The organism is Actinomyces sp. Z16, from assembly GCF_003111765.1.
Lineage (GTDB): Bacteria > Actinomycetota > Actinomycetes > Actinomycetales > Actinomycetaceae > Actinomyces > Actinomyces glycerinitolerans.
This window is the reverse complement of record NZ_CP027862.1, coordinates 2,265,850-2,279,509: the sequence shown is the minus strand read 5'-3', so window position 1 is coordinate 2,279,509 and position 13,660 is coordinate 2,265,850. Positions and strand designations below refer to the sequence as shown.

Annotated in this window: 10 protein-coding genes; 5 read left to right on the top strand and 5 right to left on the bottom strand. The window is 68.4% G+C overall.

The window, feature by feature from the left end; translation table 11 throughout:
* Positions 1-33: 33 nt before the first annotated feature.
* From C3B71_RS09460 to C3B71_RS09450, 3 genes are all read right to left on the bottom strand, one after another.
* On the bottom strand, positions 34-2,937 hold the full coding sequence (locus C3B71_RS09460) for a glycoside hydrolase family 3 C-terminal domain-containing protein (RefSeq protein WP_108967650.1): 2,904 nt from the start codon (positions 2,935-2,937) through the stop codon (positions 34-36).
* A gap of 130 nt (positions 2,938-3,067) precedes the next feature.
* Entirely contained in the window at positions 3,068-4,054 is a 987-nt protein-coding gene (locus C3B71_RS09455; RefSeq protein WP_159097672.1) for a LacI family DNA-binding transcriptional regulator, read from the bottom strand.
* Positions 4,055-4,230: 176 nt separating this feature from the next.
* Positions 4,231-5,817, bottom strand: a complete 1,587-nt coding sequence (locus C3B71_RS09450) for a xylulokinase (protein WP_108967644.1) — start codon at positions 5,815-5,817, stop codon at positions 4,231-4,233.
* Positions 5,818-6,095: 278 nt separating this feature from the next.
* Between C3B71_RS09450 and C3B71_RS09445 the strand changes: the two genes are divergently transcribed.
* The 3 genes from C3B71_RS09445 to C3B71_RS09435 are packed head-to-tail and all read left to right on the top strand — an operon-like array spanning position 6,096 to position 7,505.
* Complete coding sequence (locus C3B71_RS09445; RefSeq protein ID WP_108967641.1) at positions 6,096-6,875, top strand: hypothetical protein; 780 nt, start codon at positions 6,096-6,098, stop codon at positions 6,873-6,875.
* 58 nt (positions 6,876-6,933) lie between these two features.
* Positions 6,934-7,137 carry a CopG family transcriptional regulator gene (locus tag C3B71_RS09440; protein ID WP_073333116.1) on the top strand — a complete coding sequence of 68 codons (204 nt, stop codon included), beginning with the start codon at positions 6,934-6,936 and terminating at the stop codon, positions 7,135-7,137.
* Entirely contained in the window at positions 7,134-7,505 is a 372-nt protein-coding gene (locus C3B71_RS09435) for a type II toxin-antitoxin system death-on-curing family toxin (RefSeq protein WP_108967638.1), read from the top strand. Before C3B71_RS09440 ends, C3B71_RS09435 begins: the two co-directional genes overlap by 4 nt.
* Here C3B71_RS09435 and C3B71_RS09430 read toward each other — a convergent pair.
* Positions 7,502-8,605, bottom strand: coding sequence for an ADP-ribosylglycohydrolase family protein (locus C3B71_RS09430; protein WP_108967635.1), 1,104 nt, complete (start codon positions 8,603-8,605; stop codon positions 7,502-7,504). The two genes, C3B71_RS09435 and C3B71_RS09430, sit on opposite strands and share 4 nt — an antisense overlap.
* 58 nt (positions 8,606-8,663) lie before the next feature.
* Complete coding sequence (locus tag C3B71_RS09425) at positions 8,664-9,428, bottom strand: hypothetical protein (protein ID WP_146752338.1); 765 nt, start codon at positions 9,426-9,428, stop codon at positions 8,664-8,666.
* A gap of 361 nt (positions 9,429-9,789) precedes the next feature.
* Between C3B71_RS09425 and C3B71_RS09420 the strand changes: the two genes are divergently transcribed.
* Both C3B71_RS09420 and hisD read left to right on the top strand, forming a co-directional pair.
* Positions 9,790-12,198: a glycoside hydrolase family 3 N-terminal domain-containing protein gene (locus tag C3B71_RS09420; RefSeq protein WP_234415872.1), complete on the top strand. Its 2,409-nt coding sequence runs from the start codon at positions 9,790-9,792 to the stop codon at positions 12,196-12,198.
* 12 nt (positions 12,199-12,210) lie between these two features.
* Positions 12,211-13,566 carry a histidinol dehydrogenase gene (hisD, locus tag C3B71_RS09415; protein ID WP_073333284.1) on the top strand — a complete coding sequence of 452 codons (1,356 nt, stop codon included), beginning with the start codon at positions 12,211-12,213 and terminating at the stop codon, positions 13,564-13,566.
* Positions 13,567-13,660: the final 94 nt, after the last annotated feature.

Genomic DNA, 13,660 nt, shown 5'->3' with positions numbered 1-13,660 from the left:
TCCTTGGATCATTCAGGGGTTTGTGCTGGGTGTTTAATTCGCTGCGGCTTCTATACCCAACAGGGCGATTGGGCCGCTGAGGCGAATGCGCACTCGACCCACGTCATAGGGATCTTCCGCACTGACGGTAAGTGGGACCCGGAGCGGCTCACCCGTGATGGCGTCAACGACTTCGGCCGCTGGAGACGTGATAGCGCAGGGATCCGCCAGCCGGCGCGTCCGGAGCTCGGAGACCCGCGTTCCCGCGGGCAGGATGAAGTCGCAGGTACCGCTGCCTGCCTCAGGCCTAAGTTCTTCCCCATGCGCCGGGGAGGCGGCCGCGCGGACGAGGCCGGATAGATCTTCGGCGCGACTCGTGTCGATGAAGGCGGGTGCGGCCGAGGCCGTCTGAGGCCGCCGGGTGAGGTCAGTGGGCAGGACGAATACACGCTCGAAGACGGTTGTTTCCTGGGCGCTGGAGCGGGCGATGCGAACTCGGAACGGGCCGTCGGGGAGTTCCCAGGCAGCGGTATCAGGTGCGAAGACCTCGAGGCGATCGAATGGGATCACGAGATCGACCGAGGCGTAGTCCTGCCCGGGCATGATGGTGGCGGTGGCGAAGCCAACCAGACGGGTATCCGGCGTGTGCAGCGGACGGCGGCCGAACGCACTGGTGGGCAGATCGGCGTATACCTGGACCACGTCACGGAGGGGGCCCCGCGTACAACGTTGCCGTGGCGCGGCGATGTCGACGTGCACGTTGACCGCGTGCGGACCCAACTCCAAATCAGCCCGCTCCCAATGCGCAGCGTCAAGCGACAGGCCGTGCCCGAAGGCGAACCGGTGCGGTTGGCCATAAAGGTAGGTCGACCCGGTCCGCACTATGTTGTAGTCGAGCAGATCGGGTAGAGCCGAGTCGATTGGCCAGGTTTGGGCGAGCCTGCCAGAGAAGTCTTGCGCGCCGGTCAGGACGTCGGCGAGCGCCTCGCCTTCGCTTTGGCCCAGATGAGATGACCAGATCACCGCATCAATGCCGTCATCTGCCCCCTCGAGGTCGTAGGGGTAGGAGGAGATGATGAGGAGCACGGTTGCGACGTCCTCGGGGAGTTCCCGCAGTCGTCGTACGAGTGCCTTATCCGGCTCGGAAAGGTGCGTGTGCGGCCGATCCTCGGTTTCGCGGCCGTGCACGTAGGGATTGTTCCCGACGACGGCGATTACGACGTCGGCCCCACGGGCGGCGTCGGCGAACGCCTTTTCTGGAGTCTGCATAGACTGCGCCCGGAAGGGCACGCCACTGTCAGCCCCGGTGCCGCGAAGCGTGAGGGCGCCGGAATGGTGCTCAACCCCGACGTAGCGTCCGCTAGCGCGATGGATCAGGAACCAGTGGCCATCCGAGAACTGCTCGCGTCGAAATAGTTCCTGGCTCACCCACCCGCCGATTGCCTCCGCCTCGAGGGCGAGCTGGCCATAGTCGTCGGGGCGGAGGTAACGACCGTTTTCGCCGCGTAGAGCAATGACGTTCTCGCCGAAATCGATCATCTCGAGGAGGACGGGTTGAGCCGAAACCTGCGGGCCATCTGCCTGCGGACGGCTGAGGCGCAATGATCCGTCGTCGCCGACGAAGACATACTCCGAGGCAGTGCCCGTCGCGGACTGCCCACGCCGGTACGACTCGGACGACACCGATAGGCGAATCGCTTCGATGGCTTTGGTGGCCTTTACGGGTACCTGCTGCCGCGTCGACAGCTCATCCACGAGTGACACCGGGGCAATGAGGTCTCCCGAGTACCAGTCGTGGAGCACCTCGTGGGCCCGATTGCCGATCACAGCGACGGCGCTTTGGGGGGCGATGGGTAGTGCAGCACGCCCGCGCGACCCATGTGTCAGAAGTACGATGCTGCGTGTCGCCACCTCCCGAGCGACGGCGCATGCCAGCGGGCGGTCGATAGCTGGCGTGCTTTCACGCGGAGGCTGGCCCATGAGCGAATCGAACTCTCCGGTGCGTGCGCGCGCCACCAGCTGCCTGACCACGGCATGGTCTATGTCTGCGGTCGTGATCAGTCCGTCTTGCAGTGCTTGCGTAACGGCGGCGATCGTTTCGCCGGGGTCGGAGTCGTGGTCGGTGAAGGAGTCCACCCCGGCCCGCAGCATCGCCGCGTACGCCGCGGGAGCGTTGGGAAGCACTTTCTCCGATCTCCAAAGGTTGCTTGGGGCACCCGCATCGGTCACGACGAAGAGCAGGTCCGGCTCGGCTACGGCGGAGCGCAGCCTGGTGTTGACCAGCTCGCTCAGATGGGCGGGGCGGCCGTTGACGAGGTTGTATGAGAGCATCACGGACCCCGCTGCGCCCCGCCGCAAGGGGGTGAGAAACCCGGGAAGCTCATACTCCTCAAGGAGCTGTGGGTCTAGCTGTGAGGATGTGGCCGAGCGGTCGGTCTCATTGGAATAGGCGAGGAAATGTTTGAGTGTGGGCACGGTCGTCCAGTGCTCGCCCTCGCCCCGGAGCCCCGTCGCGTAGCCGGTGGCAAGCTCGGCGTTGAGCAGGGGATCCTCCGTGTAGGCCTCTTCGGTCCGACCCCAACGCGGGTGCCGAAGGGTGTTCACCACCGGCGCCCATACGGTCAGGCTGATGTTGGGATCCGCTTGCTTCATTTGGCGGACTTCGGCCGCGACGACCTGGCCGGCTCTGCTGAGCAGGTCGGGGTCCCATGTTGCCGCCATTCCAACCGGTTGGGGAAAGCTCGTGGCTGGTCCACGCCAGGCCACACCGTGAAGCGCCTCGGTGCCGGTTACGAAGGGGCCGATTCCGAGCCGCTCGACGCCCGGGGAATACTGGTGGAGGAAGCTGATGCGCTCGTCAATAGTGAGCTGGGCCACTGTCTTGCGGGCCCATTCGAGCCGCCTGGTGTCGGCGGTTCCCGAGAATTCGTGCGGGTGCTGCGTACGGCGTTTCGTCATTGAGTGCCTCCGTGCGTCGGCGTGCACCGGCGTGGTGCGGTCGGTGTACGAAGCATATTATCGAATCGCTTCGACGATTTCCAGTTGCGCTAACGGTCTCCGTTAGGGGTGCATCTGCGCGTGGCCCCGATCAGCGCGTGGTCTCGCGACGGGTGAAGCGGGGCGCAAGGAGCTGCGCGGAGGGAGCGAGTTCGGCGTCGTCCACCAGATCGAGGGCCATGGTCACGGCTGTGGCTCCGATTGCCTCGATTGGCAGTGTGGTGCCCGATACTTGCCAGGGGCCGTCTGACGCCACATCTTCCGGAGCGATCGCGGTTACTTGGAGCGCGTCGGGGATCTGAATGCTGAGATCTCGAAGTACACGTCCGAGGGGGGCCAGCAGGGCTTCATGGTGAACGAAAAGGGCGTCGGGCGCCTCGGGGCCGGTCAACGCTTGTTCAGCCCACTGAAGGATTGCAGGGTAAGAGGCGGGGAGCTCAACGACGTCGCCAGTCAGGTCGAAATCGTCCAGGCCATCGCGGAAGCCCTCAAGCGAGCGTCGCTGGTAGGTGAACACAGGCTCGCGCGCCTCCTGAGGCGGGCGGATCATGTAGATCTTGCGCGCACCGGTGCTGTGGAGCTCTCGTACGCACAGCGCAGCGGCTTCGCGGAAGTCGAAGTCGACGCATGCAAGGCCGTAGGTGCGCTTCGGGTAGCCGATGAGGACGACCGGCTTGCTCAGCTTGCGGAGGAATCCCATGCGTGGATCGCTATCGCTGACGTCCATTACTACGAGGGCGTCGGCCTTGCCCTCTTCGATAACCCGTTGAGTATGATCGGCATCCTCCCCGGTGACCAGGAGGATGTCTACGTCTCGTTCATAAGCGGTGCCGAGCATTGAGCGGACGAACTGCATGATGACGTGTCCGTTCGCTCCGGGACGCAGCGGAACCGCGACGGCGAGAATCGAAGCGCGATTGAGTGCTAGGGCGCGCGCGGACGCCGTCGGGTGGTATGACAGCTTTTCGATGGCTTCCTGTATACGCTCGCGTGTAGCGGGAGAAATGGGTCGCTTGCCACTCAGGGCATAGCTCACCGTGCTCAGGGAGACGCCCGCTTCACGGGCGATGTCGCTCATCGTTGCCATGTTCCAAGTCGCTGTTCTTGTTTTGGAAGAAGGAAGCCGAAGTGGAGCCGAGGCGGACGCCATTGCCTCGACGAACCCAGCTAAACCTACATCGGCTCATCCGGCGAGCAACAGCGGCGGGCGGGGCGCGCCGCAGCCCGCCCCGCCCGCCGTCCGGGAGACGTCGACTAGAACACCTCGGTGGCCGTGCGCTCCAGCGGCAGGGCGGCGACGAAGCGCTCGAGATAGCGGTCGTACTCGGCGACCTCCGCGGGTGTGGGGACGATGGTGGTGACTTCCAGATCGGCGAAGATGCGCTGCTCCAGGTAGTCGGCCAGTTGCGTTCCGTCGCCCCACAGCAGGAAGCCGGCCAACAGTGCCATGCCCCAGGCGCCTCCCTCCGCGGCTGCCTGACCGACCGACACGGGGGTGTCGAAGGCGGCCGCCAGGACCCGCTGCGGGATCTCGGGCGTCTTGAAGATGCCCCCATGGGCGAACATGGAGTCGATCGGCGCGTCGGCGTTCTGCTTGAGGATCTTCAACCCGTAGGCCATGGAGGCGAAGGCGGCAAACAGGTGTGAGCGCATCAGGCCGGCCAGGGTGAACCGGATGCCGGGCTGGCGCAGCGTGAGCGGGCGCCCCTCCGGCAGAGAGACGATGGCGTCGCCGGACAGGAAGTTGTAGGACAGCACCCCGGCGTCATCCATATTGCCCTCGGCGGCGGCGCCCAGGAGAATGTCGAACAGCGGGCCCCGCTGGATGGGGTGGCCGATGGCGTCGGCGAACTGGGAGAAGATCTCCACCCAGGCGTTCAGGTCGGAGGTGCAGTTATTGGCGTGTGCCATGGCCACCGGCGCTCCGGACGGGGTGGCCACCAGGTCGATCTGCTCCACCAGGCTGCGCAACGGCTGCTCCAGCACAATCATGGCGAAGGCGCTCGTGCCCGCGGAGACGTTGCCGGTGCGTGGGCGCACCGAGTTGGTCGCGACCATGCCGGTGCCGGCGTCGCCCTCCGGCGGGCACAGCCTCGCCCCGGGCTGGAGCGTCCCGGTGGGATCGAGCAGGCGGGCCCCTGCGGGAGTAAGCCGACCGGCGTCCTGCCCGGCCAGCGCGATCTCCGGCAGGATGTCGGCCAGCCGCCACGGCATGTCGACCAGCTGGTCGAAGGCGCCGAGCATGCCGGCGTCGAAGGAGCGTCCGTCCGGGCCGATGGGGAACATGCCGGAGGCCTCGCCCACGCCCAGGATGTGGCGGCCGGTGAGCCGGTAGTGGACGTAGCCGGCCAGCGTGGTCAGGTGGGCGATGCGGGTCACGTGCTCCTCGCCGTGGGTAATGGCGTGGTGCAGATGCGAGATTGACCAGCGTTGCGGGATGTTCAGCCCGAACAGTTCCGACAGGGTGCGGGAGGAGTCCTGGGTGAAGGTGTTGCGCCAGGTCCGGAAGGCCGCCAGCAGTTCCCCGTCGGCGTCCAGGGGGAGGTAGCCGTGCATCATCCCGGAGATGCCAATTGCCCCCACCTCGGACAGCGGTGCGCCGTAGCGCTCCCGGTAGCGATCGGCCAGGTCGGCGTAGGCGGCCTGCAGGCCGGAGACGACGGCGTCCATCGAGTAGGTCCACACGCCGTCGACCAGCTCGTTCTCCCAGGTGAAGCCCCCGTCGGCCAGCACGGTGCCGATGGAGTCGATGAGTACCGCTTTGATGCGGGTCGAGCCGAACTCGACGCCGAGGGCGGTGCTGGCCGAATCGATGTTTGCGGGGGTGGTTGCTGCGGTCATGCGGAGCTCCGTTGCTGATTGGTGTGTTGCTGCCTTCCGGCCGGGTGCGACGTCGCGCCCGGCCGGGCCCATGGGCGCCATGATAGTGGGACCGGCCACGAATTGTGAACGTTCACTGTGGGTGACGGCTCGCGCGGTGGAAGTCTCCCGGCGTACACCGGTGGACAGCTCGGCGGCAATATCGTGTCCCGCTCGCGTAGCTCGGCGACTCCCGGCACTCGCCGAGTCTCCGGTAAGCCCGCCGAATTCGTGTCGTACCTCCTGGATATCTTCCGCATATGACCGAGCCCACTTCCGATCCGCATCCAGCCGATCCGCAGTCCGCCGATGGGCGTGCCGACCCGTCCGCCGGTGACGGCATGACGTCCCGCTCCATGCCGGGCGTGCCCTACCTGTTCGATACCGGGCTGGTCCTGCCGACGGCGCTGGTAACCCGGGCCGGTCCGCACACCGCCTTCGTGCGCGTCTTTCCCCTCGACGCGACGGCGCAGGTGGCCGCAACCGCGCGGCGGGCCGGGTTTCGCCTGAATCGGGCTACACCCGAAGCCGACTGGCTGCTCCTGGCCGACGTCGACGGCCTGGCGGACGCGCGCCTGGCGGCACTCGCGGACGCCCTCAACGCCGCAGGATTGCGCGCCTTCGCCGACGCGGGCACCGGGCTGCCCGAGCCACGTGCGGGCGAGCGCGGTCGGCCGCGTCGCCTCGGCACGCGACGGCCGGAGGCGGCGGACGGCACCGTGTTCGTGGAGGTGAGGTTGCACGATCCGCTGTTCGGCAACGGTCCCGAGGCGCCTCCATCTGCGCAGACGGTCGTATACGGCCCTTCCGAGGATCTGGAACTGTTCCAGGAGGCGGCCGCGGAGCGCTTCGTCATTGAGCCGGTGCCCGAGATCGGGGGAGTGGCAGCGCTGTGGATCGACCATGCGGAGGTGGCGGCGGGGCTGACCAGCATCGAGGCCCTGGTGGAGGAACTCGACGCCGCCCTGCGGGAGTGCGGCCTGCAGGGGCCCGTGCACATCGTCGATCGGCGGGATGCGCCGGCTGGGGGCGGAGGATGATAAGGGCCGGCCTCTCGGCAGCACCTGGATCCTGCCACCAAACTGGTATCATTCTTGAGTGGCTATGACTCTGCGGCTGAACGAGCGCCAGGATCGACTTCTCAGAGAGTTGGCCGCGGCGCAGAACATCTCTAAGCAGGAGGCCGCTGCGCGCGCGATTGTGGAGACGGCCGAGCGCCACCTGCATCAGGAACGGCTGGCCGAGCTTTCCGAGCAGACTCGGACCCGTTACGCCGATCTCCTGCGGAGGCTCGGTGAGTGAGGGTACGTTTCCTCGATTTGGAAGACCTACTTGCACTCGCAGCCGACCTCGGCGTGCGGGAGGTACGGGATCTGGGTTTGTTGGCCGCCGCAGCGCAGCGGCCAACGACCACTCTTTACGGACACGACGCATACCCGACTTTGGCGGCGAAGGCGGCTGTCCTCCTGGAATCGGTTGTTCGTAACCACGCGTTGGTCGATGGGAATAAACGGCTCGGGTGGCTCTGCATGGTCGTTTTCCTGGGACTCAACGGCGTGGAACTGGACGTCGATGACGACGAGGCCTATGACCGCGTGGTGGAGGTTGCTGCGGGGCGAGTCGAGTGGCAGCGGATAGCGAGCTGGCTGAATGCAAATGGAGTGCCTTAACGGTTCAGCCCGGCCGTGGCGGTGGCCCGGGCCAGGGCGCGCAGGTCGGCGGCCGTGCGGTCGGTGCCGTCACTGCGACGCGGCAGGCCGTGCACGGCCGCGACCCACTGCGGGTCAAGCGCGCTAGCACCCAGGTAGCTGCCCGCGATCGCACCGGTTATGGCCCCGACCGTGTCCTTGTCCTGGCTGGCCTGCACCGCCCGGTCCAACAGCAGATTCATCCAGACGCGCGCCACCTCCCCGCGGTCACCGCTCATGGCCGCCGCGGAGCGGTGGCCGGCGCGGTTGGCGAAGATGAAGGCGAGTGTCGCGTGTCCGAGTGCGTGCACCGCGAAGCCGTCGCCGGCCGGCGGGGCCTGGTAGTGGTCCGCGTCCAGAATCCCGCCGTCGAACAGGTCATGCCAGTACTCGCGACGCTCGGCGGGAATCAGGTCCAGGGTCGCCAAGGCGTTGGCCCCGAAATACGGCATCCCCTGCCACGCCGGTGCCATCACGTTGGCACGGATCATCTCGGCCTGAATCACGCAGGCGTCCCCGGCCAGGGGATCGGCGTGCGTCAGCTCGGCGACCGCTCGGGCGGCGGCGGCCGTCGCACTGCGGTCGCCCAGGCGGGTCAGGCCCACGACCCCGTTGCGCATCAGAGCACCATTGCCCGCCGTCCGGCCGGTGCGCGCATGCAGGTCCGCGGCGGCTGCCCGCATCCGGGCGGCGATTCCCGGCGCAGCAGCGGTGTCGGCGACGGCGTCGATCACCGCGCGGGTCTGGGCTCCCACATCGGTGGCGCCGTCAACGGTCACCCAACGGCACCAGCCGCGCGCAATCTCATCTAGGGCCGCGTCCTCGGTCAGGTCCGCGCCCGTGGCCGTAATCTCGGCGATGTACAGGGACATCTGAGTGTCGTCGCTCCACTCGCCCGGTGCATAGTCGCCGAAGCCGCCGCCGAGCAACTGCGCGGGACCCTCCAGGGGCACCTCGCCCGGTTCGTAGGGCACCCCCATGACATCGCCGACCGCCTGCGCCAGCAGCACGCCCTCAATGCGGTCCAGTTGGGAGTCGGTCAGGGCGCCCGCGGAAGCGGAGTTCGGGTTGGCGAGTCTCATGACGGCAGCGTAGGGGGCGAATGGTTTGGCTGTACGAGGAGTCGAACACCGCGGCCCGCTACCGGATCGGCTCCAGCGCCGGGTGCCGCAACAGCCCCTGGACGCCGTGCGCGGTCCAAATCGCGCTCACCGAGGCGATCAGGCTGGCTGGGCCCTGCACCCGCAGTGGTGAGGTATCGTCAAACTCCAGGATCAGGGTGTCCTCATTCAGAGCGGGATAGATGCCCACGGCACCGCTGAACCAGAAGGACAGCCACCTGCCGTCAAGATGATGAATGAGAATGCGCTGATCGGTCACCAAGCATCTGGTCATCTGCCCCTCGCGCCATTGGGCGGCGGCCTGACGCAGGGCAGCATTGCGACGTGCGCGGTTTCCCAGCGCCGTCGCACCCAGGCCGGCGACTACGAACAGGGGAGAGCCGGAGAAGAAGGCGCTCGACTCCCAGTAGGTGACCTCCTGGCCGTAGAACCGGGAGTAGTGCGCGGAGCCGTTGAACAGGATTCGCTCGCCGTGATTGAGATTGACGTCCCAGGCCGGGCCGAGGTCCAAAGACTGTGTCGTTGCCAGGTCCGTGGCCACCGCCCGTGCATGCTCAATCGCCATCTGATGGTCATGCACCATCGCCAGCATCCGCGCCTCGCGGCGCGTGGGGTGTCCATGCGCGAAGCGGTAGGCACGCCAGTGCCGCCAGGTGCAACGCCCAAACCGGCTCATCGCCTGCCACACCAGGAACAGGAACAGCGGAGGGGCGGCCAGTACGAGCAGGAGCTGGCCGCCGTCTTCCGTCTCGGCTCTCCACGCCGGGAACAGGGCTGTGGACATGAATACCCACACTGCGATCGCAGCCAGCGTGTAGCCGATCCAGTGGACATGGTCACGCCAAACCGGGCGCGAGGGGAGCGGAGAACGCGGAGAACGGAGGGAATTGCGCATTGGGCACCTCAGGTCGGAACGGTCGGGACCGGACATAGGGCCCTGCAATGGATACGCAGCGGCGCCTGCCGTCCGGTCTCCGGAGACGCACTCACGGTAACGCCGGCATACGACACGATTGTCCGGCGCTTGTGGATAACCCCGTGCTCAGGTGTCTGTCGCCCGGCCTGTGGAAAGACGGCGCAACCCTGGGCGCTCGTGCGATGCTTGCCCCAGCGCCCGCGCGTCGTCGCCCGAAGAAGGAGCTTCCGTGACCACCCCAACGACCGGCTCAAATCCCGACTCCCACTCCGACGTCCCCGTCGACGCCGAGCCCGCCGTCACGCTCTACCCGCAGGACGACGGCCCCACCCTGGGGGCCACCTCAGCCCCCGTGATCGAGGTCGACGGCCGCCTGTTCAAGGACCTGGCCCGCACCGGGACGCTGCTGCCCTACGAGGACTGGCGGCTGCCCGCCGCCGCGCGCGCCGCCGACCTCGCCTCCCGGATGAGCCTGGAGGCGATCGCCGGGCTCATGCTCTACTCGCCCCACCAGCCGGTCCCCAACCCCGGCGTCGGCCCCTTCGCCGGCACCTACGGCGGCCGCCCCTACCCGGAGGCCGGCGTGCCCGCCTGGGCACTGACCGACCAGCAGCGCGCCATGCTCACCGCCGACCACGTCCGTCACGTGCTCGTCTTCACCCTCCAGGATGCGGATACCGCCGCCCGCTGGAACAACGCCATGCAGGCGCTCGCGGAGTCCGAACCGCTGGGCATCCCGGTGAACACCTCAACCGACCCGCGCAACGGTGCCGCGGAGGCCTCCGGCGCCGAGTTCGCCACCTCCGCCGCCGATGTGTCCCGCTGGCCGGAGGGATTGGGCATGGCCGCCCTGTTCGAGCCCGACCGGGTGGCCGAGTACGCCGCCATCATCTCCCGCGAGTACCGGGCCCTGGGCATCACCACGGCGCTCGGCCCCCAGATCGACATCGCCACCGACCCCCGCTGGATGCGGCTGCAGGACACCTGGGGGCCGCACTCCGGCCTGGTGGCCGACTACACCCGCGCCTACTGCGACGGCATGCAGACCACTCCCGACGGCACCGGCGCCGCCTTCGGCCTGACTCCGGGCCACGCCGACCTGCCGCCGACGGCCGTCTCCTACGCCGACCCCGGCTGGGGCGGCGCGTCGGTGTCAACCATGGTCAAGCACTGGCCCGGCGGCGGCACCGGTGAGGGCGGCCGCGACGCCCACTACGGATTCGGCAAGTTCGCCGTCTACCCCGGCGGCAACGAGTCCGAGCACGTGCGCTCCTTCGACGCCGCCTTCCACCTGGACGGCCCCACCGGATCGGCAGGCGCCGTCATGCCCTATTACACGATCTCCTGGCATTACCGCACCCCCGACGGGAAGGTGCTCAACGGCGAAGGCGCTCCGACGCCGCCGCGGGCCAACGCCTACAACCGCGCCATCGTCCACGACCTGCTGCGCGAGGGCCACGGCTTCGACGGCGTGGTGTGCACCGACTGGGGCATCACCGCCGATCCCGACCCGGAGATCGACCACTTCGGTCAGCGCTGCTACGGCGTGGAGGACCTGGATGTGGCGGGCCGCCACCAGCTGGCCATCGACAACGGCGTGGACCAGTTCGGCGGCAACAGTGAGGCCGCCCCGATCATCGAGGCCTACCGCCGTATCGTCGCCCGCGACGGCGAGGCCACGGCCCGCGCCCGCTTCGAGGCCTCCGCCTCGCGCCTGCTGCGGGTCTTCTTCCGCGCCGGACTGTTTGAGAACCCCTACCTCGACCCGGCCGGATCCACCGCCGTCGTCGGCTGCGAGCCCTTTACCGCCGCCGCCCGCGCCGCCCAGCGTGACAGCCTGGTGCTGCTCAAGAACCGTAGCGCCGTAGCCGTTTCCGACGACGCCGCAGACGATGCCGCGCCGGTGCTGCCGCTGGGCGCCGGCGTGCGCCGCGTGTGGGTGCCCACGCGTCATGTGGACGCCCAGCCCGGCTTCATGCGCGGCGGCGAGCCCGCCCGGGACATCGACCCCTTCGACGCCGCCGCCTCGCCCTACATGCGGGCCGACACCCCGCAGGAGGCCGACGCCGCCGTCGTCTTCATCGAGTCGCCCCTTTCCAACCCGTACTCGACGGCGGACCGTGACGCCGGCGGCAACGGCTACCTGCCGCTCACGCTCCAGTACTGCCCCTACACCGCCGCCACGGCCCGCCCCCGCTCCCTGGCCGCCGGCGACTTCCGTGAAACCGGGGACCGCGCCTACCGCGGCAAGACCAACCGGGCCGCCAACGCCACCGACTTGGATGCGGTCATCACCGCCCGCGAGTCGATGGGGGACCGGCCCGTCGTCGTGGTGGTGCGCATGCACAACCCGGCCGTGCTGGCCGAGCTTGAGCCCTACGCAGACGCCATCGTGGTGGACTTCGGCGTGCAGCAGCGGGCCGTGTGGGAGCTGCTGGCCGGCGATTTCGAGCCCAGGGGGCTGCTGCCGATCACGCTGCCGGCATCCATGGAGGCCGTCGAGGCGCACTGCGAGGACCTGCCCTTCGACTACGCGGCCTACACCGACGCCGCCGGGCACGCCTACGCCTTCGGGTTCGGCCTGAACTGGTCCGGCGTCATTGATGACGTGCGCACCTGCCGCTACCGGAGCCGGTAGGCTCTCACCATGCTGCTGAACCGCATCGACCTGCGTGACTCGAACCTGACCGCCGGGGAACTGGCGGCGGCCCTGCCGCGTGCCGACCAGGATGTCGCCGCCGCGCTGGTGGCCGTGGCTCCCACCATCGCCGACGTGCGTGAGCGTGGCGCCGCCGCGCTGCGAGACGCCGCGGAGCGCTTCGACCACGTGCGTCCGGCCCACCTGCGGGTGCCCGCGTCGGCCCTGCAGGCGGCCCTGGACGGGCTGGACCCGCAGGTGCGCGATGCCCTGGAACTGGCCATCGCCCACAACCGTGCCGGGCACGTCGCCCAGCTGCCAGTCGAGCGCGACACCGAGATCATCCCCGGAGGGCACGTCATCCAGCGCTGGATCCCCGTACGCCGGGTGGGCCTGTACGCACCCGGCGGCCTGGCCGTCTACCCCAGCTCCGTGGTGATGAACGCGGTCGCCGCGCAGGTGGCGGGTGTGGAGCAGATCGCCCTGGCCTCCCCGCCCCAGGCGGATTTCGACGGCCTGCCCCACCCCACCGTGCTCGCGGCCTGTGCGCTGCTGGGAATCACCGAGGTCTATGCGGTAGGCGGTGCCCAGGCCATCGCCATGTTCGCCTACGGCGCCGAGGCGGCCGACGACGTCGATCGCGCCGACTCCCTGGCCGGCGGCGGCGACGGGCGCATCCTGTGCGAGCCGGTCGACGTCGTGGCCGGGCCCGGAAACGTCTATGTGGCCGCCGCCAAGCGGGCGGTGCGCGGCGCCGTCGGCATCGACGCCGAGGCCGGCCCCACCGAGATCGCCATCGTCGCCGACTCCGGCGCCAACCCGGAATACGTCGCCGCCGACCTGCTCTCGCAGGCCGAGCACGACCCTAACGCCGGCTCGGTGCTGATCACCGATTCTCCCGCCCTGGCCGACGCCGTGGACACCGCGCTGGCCCGTCGCCTGGACGCCACCCGTCACCGGGAGCGCGCCCACACCGCCTTGACCGGCAGGCAGTCGGCGATCGTCGTGGTGCGGGATTTGGAGCAGGCAATTGCCGTCGCGGACGCCTACGCGGCCGAGCACCTGGAGATCCAGACGGTCGACGCCGCCGCCGTCGCCCGCCGTATTCACAACGCGGGCGCCATCTTCGTCGGCCCCTACTCGCCGGTCCCGTTGGGCGACTACCTGGCCGGCTCCAACCACGTCCTGCCCACCGGTGGCACCGCCCGCTTCGCCGCCGGACTGAACGTCATGGCCTACCTCAAGCCGGTTCAACTCATCAACTACGACGCCGATGCACTGGCCGCGATGACCGCGCCGCTGACCGCGCTGGCCGAGTCCGAGAACCTGCCCGCACACAGTGAGGCGGCCCGCGCCCGGCGGTGCTGAATTAGTGATGTTGAATTGAGGGTTCTAAATTGGCGGACACCAATTCAGGTTTCGCTTGCATGAATCCAGGTTGCCTCATTCAACGGGGTGACTA

Bases quoted from the DNA above. Each gene is read 5' to 3' on its own strand.
- C3B71_RS09455 (WP_159097672.1), bottom strand. From the start codon at position 4,054: ATGAGCGACATCGCCCGTGAAGCGGGCGTCTCCCTGAGCACGGTGAGC.
- C3B71_RS09430 (WP_108967635.1), bottom strand. From the start codon at position 8,605: ATGAGACTCGCCAACCCGAACTCCGCTTCCGCGGGCGCCCTGACCGAC.
- C3B71_RS09425 (WP_146752338.1), bottom strand. From the start codon at position 9,428: ATGTCCACAGCCCTGTTCCCGGCGTGGAGAGCCGAGACGGAAGACGGC.
- C3B71_RS09445 (WP_108967641.1), top strand. From the start codon at position 6,096: ATGACCGAGCCCACTTCCGATCCGCATCCAGCCGATCCGCAGTCCGCC.
- C3B71_RS09450 (WP_108967644.1), bottom strand. From the start codon at position 5,817: ATGACCGCAGCAACCACCCCCGCAAACATCGATTCGGCCAGCACCGCC.
- C3B71_RS09460 (WP_108967650.1), bottom strand. From the start codon at position 2,937: ATGACGAAACGCCGTACGCAGCACCCGCACGAATTCTCGGGAACCGCC.